Origin of the sequence: Pseudomonas mendocina, from assembly GCF_003008615.1 — a bacterium.
In the GTDB taxonomy this organism is placed as follows: domain Bacteria; phylum Pseudomonadota; class Gammaproteobacteria; order Pseudomonadales; family Pseudomonadaceae; genus Aquipseudomonas; species Aquipseudomonas mendocina_C.
On sequence record NZ_CP027657.1, the window covers coordinates 774,852 to 793,527 of the forward strand.

Here is an 18,676-nt window from a genome sequence, read left to right on the forward strand (position 1 = left end):
CGGCACCCGCAACACAATCCATTACATTTGCCCCTGAGCGCCGGTGTATGTTCCGCGCTCAGCCTTTGCAGGTACTGCCCGATGTCCCGACAGGATCACATCCTCATCGTCGATGACGACCCCGAGATTCGTCAGCTGCTCGCCACCTACCTGAGCGAGGCCGGCTACCAGACCTCGGTGGCCAGCCAAGGCACGGAGATGCGCAAGCGTCTGGAAGAGCAGTTGATCGATCTGGTGGTGCTCGACCTGATGCTGCTGGGTGAAGATGGCCTGACCCTGTGCCGCGAACTGCGCGTGCGCAGCAACGTGCCGGTGATCATGCTCACCGCGCGCGGCACCCTGGTCGACCGCATCGTCGGCCTGGAAATGGGCGCCGACGACTACCTGGCCAAACCCTTCGACCCGCGCGAGCTGCTGGCACGGATCAAGGTGGTGCTGCGTCGCACGCAAAGCTTCCCGGAGCGCGCCCGCCTCGACGAGGTGGCCAGCCTGCGTTTCGCCGGCTGGCGCCTGGACACCGCCACCCGCCAGCTGCGCTCCCCCGCCGGCCTGGTGATCAGCCTCGGCAACTCCGACTACCGCGTGCTCCGCCTGCTGTTGCAGCACCCCAACCGCCCGCTGAGCCGCGACTTCCTGCTCGGTCATGCCTTCGATAAGGAGAGAGCGCCGTTCGACCGCAGCATCGACGTATGCATCAGCCGTCTGCGTCAACATCTGGAGGAGAACCCACGCTCACCGAAGCTGATTCGTACCGTGCGCAATGAGGGCTATGCGCTGACCGTCGAAGAGGTGCAGCAGGCGTGAAGCGACTCTGGCCCGATTCGCTGTTCGGCCGTCTGGTGCTGATTCTGGTGGCCGGTCTGTTCGCCGCGCAGATTCTCACCAGCAGCATCTGGTACGAGATCCGCCACGGCCAGGTGCTGGAAATCCCCACGCGCCTGCTGGCCACGCGCCTGGCCGACCTGATCCTGCTCGACCGCCGTGATCCGGCCCTGGCGGTGACGCTGATCGAGGCGCTGCAAGGGCCGGACTTGCGCCTGCTGGACACAGCACCGCCCGCCAGGCAACTGGACGAAGCCGATCACAATCGCGAGGCGCTGCTGCGACAGGTGATCGCCGAGCGCACCGGCAGCACGCCAACCCTGCGCCTGCTGGCGCTCGATGTGCTCGATCCGGATGGCCATCCCGCCAGCCTGCCGGTGCTGTTCGGCACAGCGCCGGCCAGTGGCCGCTTTCAGGTCGAGCTGCAGTTGCCCAGCGGCCCCGTGCTGTATCTGGAAGCCATCGAGGAACAGGGCTGGACGAGTGCCTCGACACTGTCGCTACTGCTCGATTACCTGACGCGCATCTATTTGCTGCGCATCGTCGTGGTGGTGCTGATCGCCCTGCTCGCGGTGCGCCTGGTGCTGCGCCCGCTGCAGCGCATGACCGGTGCCGCCGAAGCCCTCGGCCAGGATATTCACCGTCCGCCCCTGCCGGTCGACGGGCCACGTGAAGTGCGTCAGGCCGCGCAGGCATTCAACGCCATGCAGCGCCGCCTGATCGACAGCATCGCCGAGCGCACGCGCTTCTTTGCCGCTGTCTCACACGATTTGCGCACGCCCATCACCCGCCTGCGCCTGCGCGCCGAACTGCTCGCCGACGAAGCCACCCGCCAGCGCTTTCGCGACGACCTGCAACGCATGGAGGAGATGGTCTCGGCCAGCCTCGACTTCCTGCGCAGCGGCGAGCTGGACGACGCCCGCGAGCCGGTGGATATCGATGCATTGCTACAGGGCCTGCAGGCGGACTTTCACGACCTGGGGGCACAGGTCGAGATTCACGGCAGCGCCTGCCCACTGGTGGCCCACGCCAGTGGCCTGCACCGCTGCCTGCAGAACCTGCTGGAAAATGCCGTGCGGCATGCCGGTGGACTCATCGAAATCCAGCTCGACGACAGTGCCGACCGCCTGCGCATCGGTATCGCCGACCGTGGGCCGGGCATCGACGAGGCGCTGCTGGAGAGCGTCATGGAGCCCTTCTACCGCCAGGACGAAGCGCGCAGCGAAAGTGCCGGTGGTTACGGTCTGGGCCTGAGCATCGCTCGGCAGATCGCCAGCGCCCACGGCGGTAGCCTCACCTTGCAGCCCCGCACAGGCGGCGGGCTGCTGGCAGTGCTCGACCTTCCTCGCCAGAGTTGAGCGTCGTCGGGTGCACTGCGCGTAACGCCTGACGACAGCGTTTCCCCCGGTGCGCACGGCGCACCCTACAGCTCTTTGTCCACCGAGCCATCTGCATACAGCCCCCCCGGATTGCATCCGGGCCACACACTCGTAGGGTGCGCTGCGCGCACCGCCTGAAGACAGCGTTCTCCCCCGGTGCGCATGGCGCCCCCTACGGGCTTGTGCCTCCACGTCATTTGCATGCAAGCCGTTCTGGATTGCGTCGCGAATAGGAGCGTCGCTGCCATCTGTCCTTTATTTCTCGTCAGGATAAAAAAATTCCTAACAGGCATGGACAGAGCATCTTCATTCACTTATAAAAATCACCAACACGAAAAATAGATTCGTCACAGTAATTTTTATTCACAGACGAACATCCTCTTTATCCCTGAAGATTTTCCTGCCGCCGACCCCAGCAGAGGATTCGCCATGCAGCACGCCAAGCACCCATACGTGATCAAGATCAGTTGCCCGGCCACATCCGGCATCGTCGCCGCCGTAACGTCCTTCCTCGCCGACCATGGTTGCTACATCAGCGAAATGGCGCAGTTCGACGACGAGGTCAGTGGTTCCTTCTTCATGCGCGCGGTATTCCGCTTCAACGAAGGTTTCGCCGGCGACATCCAGCTGATCCAGGACGGTTTCGTCGATGTCGCCGAGCGCTTCGAAATGAACTGGGAGCTGCACGACACCACCGAGCCGATGCGCGTGCTGCTGATGGTCAGCAAGTACGACCATTGCCTGGCCGACCTGCTCTATCGCCACCAGAAGGGCGAGTTGCAGATGAAGATCACCGCCATCGTCTCCAACCACCTCGACCTGCGGCCGATGGCCGAACGCGAGGGCATCCGCTTCATCTACCTGCCGGTGACCAAGGACAGCAAGGCCCAGCAGGAAGCCGAACTGTTGAAGATCGTCGACGAGACCCAGACCGACCTGGTGGTGCTGGCGCGCTACATGCAGATCCTATCCGACGACCTGTGCAAGCAGCTCTCCGGCCGCGCCATCAACATCCACCACTCCTTCCTGCCTGGCTTCAAGGGCGCCAAGCCCTATCACCAGGCCTTCGATCGCGGCGTGAAGCTGATCGGCGCCACCGCGCACTACGTCACCTCGGATCTCGACGAAGGCCCGATCATCGAGCAGGAAGTGCAGCGCGTGGATCACAACTACACCCCCGACGCCCTGGTGGCGGTGGGTCGCGACACCGAAACCGTAGCCCTGTCCAAGGCGGTCAAGTACCACCTCGAGCACCGCGTGTTCCTCAATCACGACAAGACGGTGATCTTCCGATGAGCAGCAAGCTGATCGACGGCAAGGCCGCCTCCGCCCGCGTGCTCGCCGAAGTCGCCGCAGACGTGACTGCGCTCAAGGGCGCAGGCATCGAGCCGGCGCTGGCCGTGGTGCTGGTCGGTGATGATCCGGCCAGCCACGTTTACGTGCGCAACAAGGTGCTGCGCGCCAACGAAGTGGGCATCCGCTCGCTGGAATATCGCCTGGGCGCCGACGCCAGCGCCGAGGCCGTGCTGGAAGTGGTGGCCGGGCTCAATGCCGACGCATCGGTCAACGGCATCCTGGTGCAACTGCCGCTGCCGGCGCATATCGATGAAAGCCGCGTGCTGCAGGCCATCGACCCGGCCAAGGACGTCGACGGTTTCCACAGCGAGAACGTCGGCGGCCTCAGCCAGGGTCGTCCGGTACTCACGCCCTGCACGCCGGCCGGCTGCATGCGCCTGCTGTACGACACCTTGGGCGATCTGTCCGGCAAACATGCCGTGGTGGTCGGTCGGTCGAACATCGTCGGCAAGCCGATGGCGGCGCTGCTGCTGGCCGCCAACTGCAGCGTCACCGTGCTGCATTCGCGCAGCGTCAAGCCGGAGAAGCTCTGCGGCCAGGCCGACATCGTCGTCGCTGCCGTCGGCCGGCCACGGATGATCGGCGCCGACTGGATCAAACCCGGCGCAGTGGTGATCGACGTAGGCATCAACCGCATCGACGAGGACGGCCGCTCGCGCCTGGTCGGCGATGTCGACTTCGACGCCGTGCTGCCGGTGGCCTCGGCCATCACCCCGGTGCCCGGTGGCGTCGGCCCGATGACCATCGCCCTGCTGATGCAGAACACTGTCACCGCCGCCCGCCAGCAACATGGCCTGACGACCCAGGAGTAAACGCAATGCCCCTTGCCCTGCTCAAGTACGGCCTGTCCTCGGAATACCCCGTGGAGGTCGACCTGCCTGCGCCGAAGGAACTCAAGCCGGCGTACGACGTGGTCATCATCGGTGGTGGCGGCCATGGCCTGGCCACCGCCTATTACCTGGCCAAGTACCACGGCGTGACCAACGTCGCGGTGCTGGAGAAATCCTACCTCGGCGGTGGCAACACCGCGCGCAACACGGCGGTGATCCGCTCCAACTACCTAACCAGCGAAGGCGTACGCTTCTACGCCGAGTCGGTGCGGATGTTCAAGGAGCTGTCCAACGAGTTCGACTTCAACATCATGTATTCCGAGCGCGGCCAGCTCACCCTGGCGCACACCGACGCCACGGTGCGCGCCTTCCGCCAGCGCGCCGAGGTGAACAAGCACTTCGGTGGCCGTACCGAGATGATCGACCGCCAGCAGATCCGTGAACTGGTGCCCTGCCTCAACCTCGACCCCGGCCATATCCCGGTGCTCGCCGGCCTCTGGCACATCGACGGCGCCACCGCGCGCCACGACGCCGTGGCCTGGGGCTACGCCAAGCAGGCGGCCAAGCGCGGCGTGGAAATCCACCAGCTCACCGAGGTGCAGGACTTCATCGTCGAGAACGGTCGCGTCACCACCGTGCGCACCAACCGTGGCGACGTGCGCTGCGGCTGCGTGGTGCAGGCGGTGGCCGGCGCCAGCTCGCTGCTGATGAACAAGCTGAACATCAAGGCACCGATCCACACCTACCCGCTGCAGGCCATGGTCACCCAGCCGTTCAAGCCATTCCTCGACCCGCTGGTGAGCTCCTCGGCACTGCACTGCTACGTGCAGCAGACCAGCCGTGGCGAGATCGTCTTCGGCGGCGGCTCCGACCCGTACCCGCTGTACAACACGCGCTCCACCCTCGACCTGAAGGAAAGCCTGCTGGCCCACGCCATCGAGATGTTCCCCTTCATGGCCGGCGCCAAGCTGATGCGCCAGTGGGCCGGCAGCACCGACATGACTCCAGACTACAGCCCGATCATGGGTCACTCGCCGCTGGACAACTACTACCTCGACGCCGGCTGGGGCACCTGGGGCTTCAAGGCCACGCCGATCTGCGGCTGGACCATGGCCGAGCTGGTCGCCACCGGCAAGACCCCGGCGCTGATCCAACCCTTCGCCCTCGAGCGCTTCTCGACCTTCCGCCAGGTCAACGAGATGGGCGCCACGGCTGCCAGTCACTGAGGTTCGCACCATGAAGATCATGCCCTGCCCGCTCAACGGGCCTCGCAACATCAACGAATTCACCTACGGCGGCGAACTCAAGCGCATGCCCGACCCGAACACCTGCTCGGACGCCGAATGGGCCGACTACGTGTTCAACAGCGAGAACATCGCCGGCGTCGTCACCGAGTGGTGGATGCACAACGCCTCCAGCTACTGGTTCCTGGCCGAACGCCACACCGTCAGCGATGAAATTCTGCGCACCTTCGACCCGAAGGAACTGTTCGACCGCCGCGTCGATTTCGCCGCGCCTGCCAAACCCCAGGAGGTGAGCGCATGAGCGCCGCTGCCCGCCTGCCGGCCCCACTGGGCCTGCTGATCGACCGCAACCGCCCCGTCAGTTTCGACTTCGAGGGCACCACCTACCAGGGCCTGGCCGGCGACAGCATCGCCAGCGCCCTGCTGGCCAACCAGCGCTGGCTGCTGTCGCGCTCGTTCAAGTACCACCGCCCGCGCGGCCCGCTGTCGATGGCCGGGCAGGACGCCAACACCCTGGTGCAACTGCCGGACGAGCCCAACGTGCTGGCCGATATGCAGCCGCTGTCTGGCGGCCTGCAAGTCAGCGCGCAAAACTACAACGGCAGCCTGGACAAGGATCGCGACGCCCTGCTCGGGCACTTCTCCAAGTTCATGCCGGTGGGCTTCTACTACCGCTCGTTCTACAAGCCCAAGGGCATGTGGAAGGTCTGGGAACCCTTGATCCGCAAGAAAGCCGGCCTCGGCGTGCTCAACCTCAAGCTGCAGCCGCAGTACCACGACAAGGCCTTCCTGTTCACCGACCTGGCGGTGATCGGCGCCGGCCCGGCCGGCCTGTGCGCGGCGCTGAGCGCTGCCAACGCCGGAGCCAAGGTGCTGCTGATCGAACAGCAGAATTATCTGGGCGGCGCGCTGGCCTGGGCGCGTTTCGACGTTGAAGGCAAACGTGCCGCCGAGCTGCGCGCCGAGCTGTTGGCCGCCGTCGAAGGCCACGCCAATATCCGCATTCTCAAGGAAGCCACCTGCAACGCCTGGTTCACCGATCACTACCTGCCGGTGATCCAGGGCAATCGCCTGTACAAGGTGCGCGCCCGCCAGTGCATCGTCGCGGCGGGCGCCTTCGACCAGCCGGTGGTGTTTCGCAACAACGACCTGCCTGGCGTGCTGCTGACCAGCGCCGCGCAGCGCCTGATCAAGCTCTACGCGGTCAAGCCGGGCCAGCGCGCCGTGGTGCTGACCGGCAACGACGACGGCTACCTGGCCGCCCTCGACCTGCTCGATGCCGGTGTCGAGGTCACCGCCCTGGTGGACATGCGCGAACGCGCCGATGACGGCAGCCTGGCCACCGCCCTGCAAACCCGTGGTGTCGCCTGCCATGCCGGCAGCACGGTGTACGAAGCGCTGGGCGACAAACACCTGAACGCCGTGGACGTACGCCGCATCACAGGCCAGGGCAAGGTGGCGGGCAGCGGCCTGCGCATCGACTGCGACCTGCTGTGCATGTCCGCCGGCTACATGCCGGTGTACCAGTTGCTGTGCCAGGCCGGCGGCAAGCTGGCCTACGACGACGCCAGCGCCTGCTTCAGCCTGTCCGGCCTGCCGAGCGGGTTGCAGGTGGTCGGTTCGGTCAATGGTCACAACGCCCTCGACGCCCTGCTGGCCGATGCCGCCAACGGCGCCCAGCGTGCGCTCTCTGCTCTTGGACTGGAAACGGGGGCGAGCCTGCGCGAGCTGCCAAGCGAGCCTCGGGTCAACTTTCCCTGGCCGATCTTCCCCCACCCGAAAGGCAAGGATTTCGTCGACTTCGACGAAGACCTGCAGGTGCGTGACATCGTCAACGCCACCCGTCACGGCTACCGTGACGTGCAACTGGTCAAGCGCTTCTCCACAGTCGGCATGGGCCCCTCGCAGGGCCGCCATTCGGCGCTGCCCACCGCGCGCCTGGTGGCCCATGCCACCGGCCGCAGCGTCAGCGAAACCGGAGTGACCACCGCGCGCCCGCCGTTCTGCCCGGAAACCCTGGCGCAGGTCGCCGGCCGTGGCTTCGATCCGTATCGGCAAACCGCCATGCACGCACGGCACCTGGAGCTGGGGGCGAAGATGATGCCCGCCGGCATCTGGCAGCGCCCGGCCTACTACGGCAAGCCGGAAGAACGCGAAGCCTGCATGCAGGCCGAGGCTCACCAGGTGCGTGAGAAGGTCGGCCTGATCGACGTGTCCACCCTGGGCGGCCTCGACGTGCGCGGCCCGGACGCCGCCGAGCTGCTCAACCGCCTCTACACCTTCGCCTTCGCCAAGCAGCCGGTGGGCCGTTCGCGCTATGCGCTGATGACCAACGAACACGGCGTGGTGATCGACGATGGCGTCTGCGCACGCTTTGCCGACGAGCATTTCTACGTCAGCGCCACCACCAGCGGTGTGGACCGCGTCTACCAGCAGATGCTCAAGTGGAACGCGCAGTGGCGCCTGAACGTCGATATCACCAACGTCACCGCCGCGCTGGCTGCCGTCAACCTGGCCGGGCCGGACTCGCGCAAGGTGCTGGCCAAGCTGTGCGGCGATGTCGACCTGTCCGCCGAGGGATTCCCCTACCTGGCGGTACGCCTGGGCACGGTGGCGGGTATTCCCGCCCGCTTGCTGCGGGTCGGCTTCGTCGGCGAACTGGGCTACGAGATCCACGTCCCGGCGCGCTACGGCGAAGCCCTGTGGGATGCGCTGATGGAAGCCGGTCGGGAGTTCGACATTCGCCCCTTCGGCGTCGAAACGCAGCGCCTGCTGCGCCTGGAAAAGGGTCACGTCATCATCAGCCAGGACACCGACGGCATGACCAGCCCGGCCGAGATCGACATGGGCTGGGCGATTGCCCGCAGCAAGCCGTTCTTCGTCGGCAAACGCTCAGTTGAGATCCTCGAAGCGCAGCCACCGATCCGCAAACTGGTCGGTTTCACCTTGCCCAAGGGCAGCAGCCAGCCGCTGGAAGGCCATCTGGTGCTCAAGGGGCCGGACATCAGCGGCAACGTCACCTCCTGCGAGTATTCGCAAACCCTCGGCCAGATCATCGGCCTGGCCTACTGTGCGCCCGACCAGGCCACGCCAGGCCAGCGACTGCCAATCCGCGTCGAAGGCGGCGAGGTGGTGCAGGCCACGGTGGTGCAACTGCCCTTCTATGACCCTGAAAGCCAACGCCAGGAGCTGTGAGATGACCCTCCACGCCAATCAATTCGCAGCGCGCAGCCCACTCTACCGCCTGCAGGCCGACGCCACCCTCGCCCCATTCGGCGAGAGCTGCATCGTCACCACCTACGGCCAGGGCGACGAAAGCGCCCTGCTGGGCCACTGCGCGCTCATCGACCTGACCAGCCTGGCGCGCTACGGCCTGCGCGGCCCGGCGGCTGCCGACTACCTGGGCGCACTGGGCTACCAGTTGCCACAGGCGCCCAACCAGGCACTGAGCCAGGCCGATGGCAGCCACGTACTGCGCCTGTCGCAAACCGAGTACTTGCTACTCGGCAGCCTGCACGATGCCGGCAGCAAAGCGCAGCGCGAGGAAAGCCAGTGGCAAGCCAGCGCCGGCCAGTACCTGCTGCCGCGCCAGGACAGCCATGCCTGGCTGGTGCTGACTGGCACATGCCAGGCCGAGGTGATGGCCAAGCTCTGCGGCGTCGACCTCAGCCCGCAGGCCTTCGCCGTCGGCCAGGTGGCGCAGACCTCGGCGGCGCGGATCAACGTCATCGTCGCCAACCTGCCGCTGGGCGAAGTGCCGTGCCTGCACATCCTCTGCGACCGCGCCTCGGTGCATTACTTCTGGGGCGCGCTGCTCGATGCCATGCAGGAGTTCGGTGGACAGCCGGTCGGGATCGACGCCCTGCCCTGAGCCCCCTAGGTGCGCACGGCGCACCCTACGGCCATGGCGCCAAACGTAGGGTGCGCCATGCGCACCACCGAATCAGGAGGACAACCATGGGCATCCACGAAGACGAACTGGACTACCGCGTACCGGCGCTGCAACGCGGTCTGAGCATCCTGCAGATGTTCAACGCCAGCGAGCGCAGCCTGAGCAGTAACGCCATCGCCGAGCGCCTCGGGCTCAGCGTCTCGGCCATCTACCGCATCCTGGTCACGCTCACCGACATGGGCTACCTGCGCAAGCTCGGCAAGAACAGCTACGAGCTGGGCCCGCAGGTGCTTTGCGACGGCTTCGCCTACCTGGCCAGCCGCGATCTGGTGGACATCGCCATGCCGCATCTCAATGCCCTGCGCGACCGCACCTCGCTGTCGTGCCACCTGTCCATCCGCGAGCAGACCGACAGCCTCTATATCGCCCGCGCCTTTGCCGCCCAGCGCCTGTCGGTGAACATCCCCATCGGCACGCGCATTCCCTGCCACTGCACGGCCATGGGCCGCATGCTGCTCAGCGGCCTGACGCCCATGGCGCTGGACACGCTCTACCAGCACGTGCGCCTGGACGACTACCCGCCGCCCGCACCGAAGACCCTGCCCGAGCTGCAGCAACTGCTCGAACGCGACCGCGAGCGCGGTTGGGTGATGCACCGTTCCGACTACTCCACCGCCATCGCCTGCGCCGTGCGCGACCACCGTGGTGACGTGGTGGCAGCGATCAACCTGTCTGGCCCGGAAGCGGTGATGGACAGCCCCGTGGCGCGTGAACGCTACCGGGAAAGCCTGCAACGGTGTGCGGACGCGATTTCCCTCGAACTCGGAGGCAAATAGCAGGCCCCAGCAGCGAACGGACAAAACCTCCCCGATCAGCGCCAATTAAGCGGCGTCATTTTTTTAGCAAAATACGTAACATCATATTGCCATCACTGGGCGGACTGATATTCTGCGATCGCCGGATCACTTCGAGTATCGAGCATCACCCGAACGCTTGCGGCCATCCCATGGCAAGGCCAGGGCCTCTTCCCGCAAGAGGCCAGGACATCCGCACAAGCACCCACTTCCATTGCACCTGACCGAAAGCGGCCAGCCCTCCTCGCACCACCCACTCGTTGCATCGGCACCGTTTCGCCAGTACGGCCGCGCCTGCCTGCTGCTCACTTCTTCCAGCAGTCACGCTGCAGACCACAGGTTCTACGAGAAGAACGCGTTACAAGGAGTTGTCATGAATACGCTTGCTAGAGTCCTGCTTGACCTGAGTGTCCGTAAGAAACTCATGGCCGGTTTCGGCCTGATATTGCTCATCACCCTGTGCACCGTATGGATCGGGCACTGGGCACTGGAAACCAGCCTGACGCGCTTCGATAACCTGCTGGGCGTCAACGCCATCGACAGCAAACTGACCCAGGCCCGCCAGCAGGAAAAGAACTACATCATCCGTGGGGAAAAACAGTATCTGGCCCAGGCCGTCGCCCTCGCCGATGAAATCGGCGCCCAGGCACAGACCAGCGAAGCACGTCTGCAACTGCCGGAGAACAAGGCCCTGATGCGCCAGATCCAGGAGGATGCCGCGCTCTACCGCGCGGAACTGCTGCATCTGCAGGAAACCACCGACAGCAATCTGCAGACCCAGAAAGCCATGGAAGACTCGGCCAGGGCAGCCCTGGAGCGCTTCGAAGCACTGACCGAACGCCTACGCCAAACCGCCGTGGAGCAGATTCGCCAGACCAACGACGCCACCAGCATCGAACTGCTGGATCACGCCAACCTGGCCAACACCCTTTCCACCGAGTTGCTCGAAGCCAGGCGCCGGGAAAAGGACTTCCTGCTGCGTGGCAGTGACGATTACGCCAGCCAACTCGAGGCGCATTTCCGCTCGCTGGAGAGCAATGGCGAAAAGCTCCAGCAACTGCCCCTGGATGCCCAGGCGCACCAGACCCTGGGTGAGGCCATGCGCTCGCTCGGCGAGTACCGCGAGCAGTTCAAGAACATGCGCGCCAGCATTCAGGCCCGCGACCAGTCCGAGCAAACCATGACCGAGCGCGCCCGCGAAGTGGCGGCAGCCTCCAGCCAGTCGCTGGGCCTGCAACGCACGCTCCTGGAGAGCGACTCCGCCGATGCCAAGCACCTGCTGATCACCGCAGCGGTGGTGGCCTTTGCCCTCGGCCTGCTGTGCGCCCTGCTGATCACCCAGGTGATCGTCGGCCCACTGCAACGCGTGGTCGGTGTCGCGCGCCAGGTGGCCAGCGGCGACCTGACCCTCGATATCCGCAGCGAACGACGCGACGAGCTGGGTCAGTTGATGCAAGCCATGCAGGCCATGACCGAGAGCCTGCGCGACCTCATCGGGCGCCTCGGCGCCGGCATCACCCAACTTGCCACTGCTGCCGAGGAACTCTCGGCCGTCACCGAACAGACCAGCGCCGGGGTCACCGAACAGCGCATGGAAACCGAGCAGGTCGCCACCGCCATGAACCAGATGGCCGCCACCGTTCTCGACGTCGCGCGCAACGCCGAAAGCGCCGCCACATCCGCCAGCCACGCCGAGGATCAGACCCGCCAGGGCGGCGCCGTGGTGCAACAGGCCATCACCAGCATCGAGCAGCTGGCCCATACGGTGGAGGCCTCCGCCGAAGCCATCGGCCGACTCAAGGGCGACAGCGCCAACATCGGTACCGTGCTGGACGTGATCAAGAGCATCGCCGAACAGACCAACCTGCTGGCCCTCAACGCCGCCATCGAAGCAGCCCGCGCTGGCGACGCCGGCCGCGGCTTCGCCGTGGTCGCCGACGAAGTGCGCGCCTTGGCCCGCCGCACGCAGGAATCCACGCAGCAGATCGAGCAACTGATCGAAACCCTGCAAAGCGGCGCCGAGAATGCCGTAGGCGTGATGACCCGAAGCCGCAGCATGGCAGGCGACACCGTGGAAGCGGCGCGCCAGGCTGGTACCGCCCTGACTCTGATCGACGAGGCCGTGTCACGCATTCAGCAGATGAACCAGCAGATCGCCACCGCCTCCGAGCAGCAGAGTTCGGTGGCCGAGGAGATCAACCGCAGCATCTCCAACATCCGCGACATCGCCGAACAGTCGGCCGCCGCCACCGAGGAAACCTCTGCGGCCAGCGTCGACCTGGCGCGCCTGGGCAGCGACCTGCAGGAGCAGGTCAACCGCTTCCGGGTCAGCGCCTGACCCACGCTGCGGCCTGGCGATACTCTCCAGGTCGCACACCCGATCCACTCGCGGCGCGACTCGCCACGCGCCGCCCTTCCCGAACCGTCGGCCTGCCGCTAACCTGTCGCGCCATCCCACGGACAGCGACTGGCAGGATGCACATGACTCCGCGAACCTTCATCGTCACCAGCGCCCATACCAGCGAGTATCCCAACCCGATCACCCTCACCGAGGGCGCACCGCTCACGGTTGGTAAGGCGTATCAGGGCGACGAAGGCTGGGATGACTGGTTCCTCTGCAGCACGCCAGGCCAGGAAGCCGGCTGGGTTCCCAGTCAGGTCATCGAGCGGATCGACGGACAGCGCGCTCGCGCTCGCGAGGCCTATACCGCCCGAGAACTCGATGCACGCATCGGTGAACGGCTGATCGCCTCGCGCAGCCTCAATGGCTGGTTCTGGTGCACGCGCGAGGGTGGCACAGAGTCAGGCTGGGTGCCCCAGGCCAACCTCGTCGAACACGCGCTGCGCTGCGTGATCCAGGAAGAAATCAGCGGCTGCGGCATCGCCGCCTCTGCCAATATTCTCGGCAAGACCTACGCCGAGATGAAAACGATCGCCAACGCCATGGGCATCCATGCCGAGGACGCATCGCTGTGGTCCGATACCCAGTACGTCAGGCGCCTGCTGGCCACGGGCGGTGCGACTGCCGCAGCCGGCGAGACACCCTTCGAATCCTGGGAGAGCCTGCCGGATCTGGCGCTGCTGGCGATCAAGCACCACCAGGAAAACGGCCGCGACTTCTGGCACTGGGTGGTATTCGAACGCCTGGCGGGTCAGCTCCGCGTGCTGGATTCAGCCAGTTACCTGCCCTCGAACATCCGCACCGACTTCGCCGCCATGCAACCCAAGTGGTTCATCGAAGTGAACAGGCCGACGATTTGAGGCGAATGGAGCCAATCGGCTGCGTCAGCGTGCGAGGTTGACGCAGCCCACCCGCGACCTCTGGCCACGTCCAGATAACGCTAATCCATCTTATTTAAATTACGTTAGCCTGCTAATCTTGGCGCCCCGTTTCCTGCCCGCCCGGATAGCTCCTCGATGTCGCCGCTTCAGCGTTGCCTGCTGCCCTTTCTGGCCCTGACCCTGATTGCCTGTGAACGGCAGCCTGAATTCACCGCGGCAGAGCCCGGCGAAGCCCTGTCAGCCGGTGCGGCCACGGTACGCAAGTTCGATCACAACGCCTTCTCCCAGCCTTCGGCCAACCTGGCGCCAAGCCGCCGCCTGGACTTCTCGGTCGGCAACAGCTTCTTCCGCAACCCCTGGGTCACGGCGCCGGCCACCACCACCGCACGCGACGGCCTGGGCCCGCTGTTCAACACCAATGCCTGCCAGAACTGCCACCTCAAGGATGGTCGCGGCCACCCGCCTGGCCCGGACGCCGTCAGCGCCGCCTCGATGCTGGTACGCCTTTCGATACCGGCCAAAGCGGAGCATGCCGAGTTGCTGGTACGCCAGGGCGTGGTCGCCGAACCGACCTATGGCGCCCAGTTGCAGGACATGGCCAACCCGGGCGTGGCACCCGAAGGCAAAGTGCGCGTGACCTACGGCAGCGTGCCGGTGCGCTTCGCCGACGGCAGCGTGGTGGAGCTGCGCAAGCCGCAGCTGGTCATCAGCCAGCTCGGTTACGGCGACATGCACCCGGACACCCTGTTCTCGGCGCGCATCGCTCCGCCCATGATTGGCCTCGGCCTGCTCGAAGCCATCGCCGAAGAAGACATCCTGGCCGGCGCCGATCCGGATGACGCCGATGGCGATGGCATCTCCGGTCGCCCCAATATGGTCTGGGATCGCGCCCAGCAGCGCAGCGTGCTCGGCCGCTTCGGCTGGAAGGCCGGCCAACCCAACCTCAACCAGCAGAACGCCGACGCCTTCGCCAACGACATGGGCCTGACCAGCTCACTGATTCCCCATGACAACTGCACCGCCGCGCAGGCCGACTGCCTGGCCGCGCCCAGTGGTGGCGAACCCGAGGTCAGCGACAATATCCTCGCCAGCGTGCTGTTCTACAGTCGTAATCTAGGCGTGCCGGCACGGCGTAATGTCGACGCACCGCAAGTGCTCAAGGGCAAGAGTCTGTTTCACCAGGCCGGCTGCCAGCAGTGCCATACACCAAGCTTCACCACGTCGGCCGATGCGGCCGAGCCGGAACTGGCCAACCAGTTGATCCGTCCTTATACGGATCTGCTGCTGCACGACATGGGCGAAGGGCTGGCCGATGGCCGCGAGGAGTTTCTTGCCAGCGGCCGTGAATGGCGCACGGCGCCGCTGTGGGGCATCGGCTTGACGCAAACGGTCAACGGCCATACTCAGTTCCTCCATGACGGCCGCGCACGTAACCTGCTGGAAGCCATTCTCTGGCACGGTGGCGAAGCCGAAGCGGCCAAGCAGAAGGTGCTGCGTTTCGATAGCGATGAGCGAGCAGCGCTGCTCGCCTTCCTGAATTCTCTGTAAGGAGCCTGCGATGTTGCACAAAACCCTGATCGCTTCACTACTCGGCCTGGCCCTGGTCGGCTGTGGTCAGCAGGATCCCAAGGCCAAGGTCAGCGCCGCGTTGACCGAAGGCGTGATCCTTCCGGCTTACAACAGTTGGCAGGAAGCCGACCGCCAACTGGCCAGCAGCGCCGCCGCGTTCTGCGCAGGCAGCGCCGACCTGCCAGTCGCGCGCCAGGCCTTCCTCGGTGCCCAGAGTGCCTGGGCCGGCTTGCAGCCGGTGCTGCTAGGCCCGCTCGCCGAGGGCAACCGCGCCTGGCAGATCCAGTTCTGGCCGGACAAGAAGAACCTGGTGCAGCGCCAGGTCGAAGCGCTGCTCAACAGCAAGCCGCAGTTGAGCGCTGACGACCTGGCCAGTGCCAGCGTGGTGGTGCAGGGCCTGACCGCTTACGAGTACCTGCTGTTCGACCCGAACCTGGATCTCAACCAGGCCGAGCAGAAAGCCCGCTACTGCCCGCTGCTGCAAGCCATCGGCAAACACCAGCAAGCGCTCGCCGCCGATATCCTCGGTCAGTGGCAGGCCAAGGACGGCACCGCGGCGCAGCTCAAGACGTTCCCCAACGAGCGCTATGCCGACTCCAACGAAGCCATCGCCGAGCTGCTGCGCGTGCAGGTCAGCGCCCTGGACGGCCTGAAGAAGAAACTCGGCGCGCCCATGGGTCGCCAAAGCAAGGGCATCCCCCAGCCTTACCAGGCCGAAGCCTGGCGCAGCGCGGCCAGCCTGGCCAACCTCGGCGCGGCGCTGGCCAATGCCGAACTGCTCTGGCATGGCACCAACCGTGACGGCATCCAGTCGCTGCTGGACAAGGATCAGGCCGAGCTGGGCCAACGCATCGATGCCGCCTACCAGGACACCCGTCAGCGCCTGGCTGCACTGGATCGTCCACTGGGCGAATTGCTCGCCGACGAAGCCGGCCGCACCAGCCTGAACGAGCTCTACGACAGCCTCAATCGCCTGCATCGTTTGCAGGAAAGCGAGCTGGCCAAGGCGCTCGGCGTGCAGATCGGCTTCAACGCCCACGACGGAGATTGAGCATGCAGCGCAGAGCCTTTCTCGGTCTCGGCGCCGTGGCTGCGAGCCTGGCAGCCGCCGGTGCTTTCGGAGGCTGGACGCTGTTCGGCCCCTCCGGCCAGCCGCTGCTGCTGTCGGCCCGCGACGACGCCGACGGCCGCCACTATGCCGTCGGCTATCGCTTGGATGGCGAGCGCGCCTTCGCCACCCCGGTGAATGAACGCTGTCACGATGTGGTGCCCCATCCCAGCCTGCCGCTGGCGCTGTTCGTCGGCCGCCGCCCGAGCACCGAAAGCTACCTGATCGATACCCGCGACGGTCGCCTGCTACAGACCCTCGCCTCGCCGGACGGACGCCACTTCAATGGCCATGCCGTATTCCACAAGGGTGGTGACTGGCTGTACGCCACCGAGAACGACACCACCGAACCCGGGCGTGGCGTGCTCGGCGTCTATCGCCTGCAAGGCGAACAGCTGCTGCGCGACGGCGAGCACGGTACCCACGGTGTCGGCCCGCACCAACTGCTGTGGATGCCTGACGGCGAAACGCTGGTGGTAGCAAACGGCGGCATACGCACCGAAGCGGAAAGCCGCGTAGAGATGAACCTCGACGCCATGGACGCCAGCCTGGTGCTGATGCGCCGCGACGGTAGCCTGGTCAGCCAGGAACGCCTGGCCGACCCGCAGAACAGCATCCGCCACCTGGCCGTCGCCCGCGATGGCACCGTGGTCAGCGGCCAGCAATACATGGGCGACCTGCACGACAGAGTGCCGTTGTTGGCGATCAAACGCCCTGGCCAGGCGTTCCAGCCCTTTGCCCTGGGTGAAGCGCAACGCGCGATGATGAATCAGTACACGGCCAGCGTTGCCATACACGACGAGCTGCGCCTGCTGGCAATGACCGCCCCGCGTGGCAATCGCTTCTTCATCTGGGATCTGGACAGCGCCGAGGTTCGCCTGGACGTGGCGCTTGCGGACTGCGCCGGCGTCGGCGCGGTAACCGATGGCTTCGTCGTCACTTCCGGCCAGGGTCGTTGCCGCCTGTACGACTGCCGCAGCGAGCGCATCGCCGCCAAGGCGCTGGAGTTGCCCGCCGGTCTGTGGGACAACCACCTGCGTCTGGCCTGAACCGACAGTTAAGTAGGGTGCGCCATGCGCACATGCAAGCACCGCAGCATTCCCGGTGCGCACAGCACACCCTACCCTGCCCCGAACTGGCATTATCTCGACTTCCATTCACATCGAGATACGTTGTCATACAACTTTAGTCAAAAAGCCGAACGCGCCGTTTTGCTCAAGCGCCGCCCGCAAAGCCCGCCGAACCTCCGCCAACCACCTGAAACCCGGCCAAGACAAGCGTTATAGAGCTGCTCAACGCCAGCATTTACATAGATAGCGAATAGCCTATCACTGCGCCCCTGGCTATCGAAGCCCAGGTGAAAACTCGCAATTTTCCCTTTCCACTGCGTTGACATTGCCTAGTTGGCTGCTGATAATCGATCCAAGTCATACGACAACGTATGACAACCCAATAACAACAAGCGACAAGAGTCCAGGCCCTGCAATGACCTCTAATTCCAGCGACCTCCGTCCGTTCAATCGTCTGTTGCTCACCGGTGCTGCCGGCGGCCTGGGCAAGGTACTGCGCGAACGCCTCCGCCCTTACGCCAACATCCTGCGCCTTTCCGACATCGCCAACATGGCGCCGGCCGAAGGTTCGCACGAAGAAATCGTGCCCTGCGACCTGGCTGACAAACAGGCCGTGCATCAGTTGGTCGAAGGCGTCGACGCCATCATCCACTTCGGCGGCGTATCGGTAGAACGTCCCTTCGAAGAAATCGTCGGCCCCAACATCTGCGGCGTATTCCACATCTATGAAGCGGCTCGCCGCCATGGCGTCAAACGTGTGGTGTTCGCCAGCTCCAACCATGTCATCGGCTTCTACAAGCAGAACGAAGGCATCGACGCCCACGCCCTGCGCCGCCCCGACAGCTACTACGGTCTGTCCAAGTCCTACGGCGAAGACATGGCCAGCTTCTACTTCGATCGCTACGGCATCGAGACCGTCAGCATCCGCATCGGCTCCTCGTTCCCGGAGCCTGCCAACCGCCGGATGATGAGCACCTGGCTGAGCTTCGACGACCTCACGCACCTGATCGAACGCTGCCTGTACGCCGACAACGTCGGCCACACCGTGATCTACGGCATGTCCAACAACCGTGACGTCTGGTGGGACAACAACCATGCCGCTCACCTGGGCTTCAAGCCCAAGGACAGCTCGGAAATCTTCCGCGCCAAGATCGAGGCACAGCCGCTGCCTGCCGAAGACGACCCGAATCGCATCTACCAAGGCGGTGCGTTCGTTGCCTCCGGCCCCTTCGGCGACTGATTCACCCGTTACACCCCGCGACGCTACAAG

15 protein-coding genes are annotated in these 18,676 nt (G+C 65.3%); all 15 read left to right on the forward strand.

Features of this window, described 5'->3' with window-relative positions:
- The first annotated feature begins 81 nt into the window (after window positions 1–81).
- On the forward strand, window positions 82–804 hold the full coding sequence (locus C7A17_RS03665) for a response regulator (protein WP_106736738.1): 723 nt from the start codon (window positions 82–84) through the stop codon (window positions 802–804).
- Window positions 801–2,180, forward strand: a complete 1,380-nt coding sequence (locus C7A17_RS03670) for an ATP-binding protein (protein ID WP_106736739.1) — start codon at window positions 801–803, stop codon at window positions 2,178–2,180. Before C7A17_RS03665 ends, C7A17_RS03670 begins: the two co-directional genes overlap by 4 nt.
- 450 nt (window positions 2,181–2,630) lie before the next feature.
- A complete protein-coding gene (gene purU, locus C7A17_RS03675; protein ID WP_106736740.1) occupies window positions 2,631–3,497 on the forward strand; it encodes a formyltetrahydrofolate deformylase in 867 nt (288 codons plus the stop codon).
- Window positions 3,494–4,369 (forward strand): bifunctional methylenetetrahydrofolate dehydrogenase/methenyltetrahydrofolate cyclohydrolase FolD, encoded by an 876-nt coding sequence (gene folD / locus C7A17_RS03680; protein ID WP_106736741.1) that lies wholly within the window; start codon window positions 3,494–3,496, stop codon window positions 4,367–4,369. Before purU ends, folD begins: the two co-directional genes overlap by 4 nt.
- A gap of 5 nt (window positions 4,370–4,374) precedes the next feature.
- The gene (locus C7A17_RS03685) at window positions 4,375–5,613 is read left to right on the forward strand and encodes an FAD-dependent oxidoreductase (protein ID WP_106736742.1); all 1,239 of its coding nucleotides are present in this window, start codon (window positions 4,375–4,377) and stop codon (window positions 5,611–5,613) included.
- Between the two features lie 10 nt (window positions 5,614–5,623).
- Window positions 5,624–5,932 (forward strand): sarcosine oxidase subunit delta, encoded by a 309-nt coding sequence (locus tag C7A17_RS03690; RefSeq protein ID WP_074938280.1) that lies wholly within the window; start codon window positions 5,624–5,626, stop codon window positions 5,930–5,932.
- On the forward strand, window positions 5,929–8,826 hold the full coding sequence (locus C7A17_RS03695) for a 2Fe-2S iron-sulfur cluster-binding protein (protein WP_106736743.1): 2,898 nt from the start codon (window positions 5,929–5,931) through the stop codon (window positions 8,824–8,826). Before C7A17_RS03690 ends, C7A17_RS03695 begins: the two co-directional genes overlap by 4 nt.
- Before the next feature lies 1 nt (window position 8,827).
- A complete protein-coding gene (locus tag C7A17_RS03700) occupies window positions 8,828–9,502 on the forward strand; it encodes a sarcosine oxidase subunit gamma (protein WP_106736744.1) in 675 nt (224 codons plus the stop codon).
- Between the two features lie 86 nt (window positions 9,503–9,588).
- Complete coding sequence (locus tag C7A17_RS03705) at window positions 9,589–10,359, forward strand: IclR family transcriptional regulator (protein WP_106736745.1); 771 nt, start codon at window positions 9,589–9,591, stop codon at window positions 10,357–10,359.
- 391 nt (window positions 10,360–10,750) lie between these two features.
- Window positions 10,751–12,715, forward strand: a complete 1,965-nt coding sequence (locus tag C7A17_RS03710; protein ID WP_106736746.1) for a methyl-accepting chemotaxis protein — start codon at window positions 10,751–10,753, stop codon at window positions 12,713–12,715.
- Between the two features lie 143 nt (window positions 12,716–12,858).
- Window positions 12,859–13,638, forward strand: coding sequence for an SH3 domain-containing protein (locus C7A17_RS03715; RefSeq protein WP_106736747.1), 780 nt, complete (start codon window positions 12,859–12,861; stop codon window positions 13,636–13,638).
- Window positions 13,639–13,794: 156 nt separating this feature from the next.
- Window positions 13,795–15,207, forward strand: a complete 1,413-nt coding sequence (locus C7A17_RS03720) for a di-heme oxidoreductase family protein (protein ID WP_106736748.1) — start codon at window positions 13,795–13,797, stop codon at window positions 15,205–15,207.
- Between the two features lie 10 nt (window positions 15,208–15,217).
- Window positions 15,218–16,279: an imelysin family protein gene (locus tag C7A17_RS03725; RefSeq protein WP_106736749.1), complete on the forward strand. Its 1,062-nt coding sequence runs from the start codon at window positions 15,218–15,220 to the stop codon at window positions 16,277–16,279.
- A 2-nt stretch (window positions 16,280–16,281) separates the two neighbouring features.
- Window positions 16,282–17,385 carry a DUF1513 domain-containing protein gene (locus tag C7A17_RS03730; protein WP_106736750.1) on the forward strand — a complete coding sequence of 368 codons (1,104 nt, stop codon included), beginning with the start codon at window positions 16,282–16,284 and terminating at the stop codon, window positions 17,383–17,385.
- A 436-nt stretch (window positions 17,386–17,821) separates the two neighbouring features.
- Window positions 17,822–18,646 (forward strand): NAD-dependent epimerase/dehydratase family protein, encoded by an 825-nt coding sequence (locus C7A17_RS03735; protein ID WP_106736751.1) that lies wholly within the window; start codon window positions 17,822–17,824, stop codon window positions 18,644–18,646.
- Window positions 18,647–18,676: the final 30 nt, after the last annotated feature.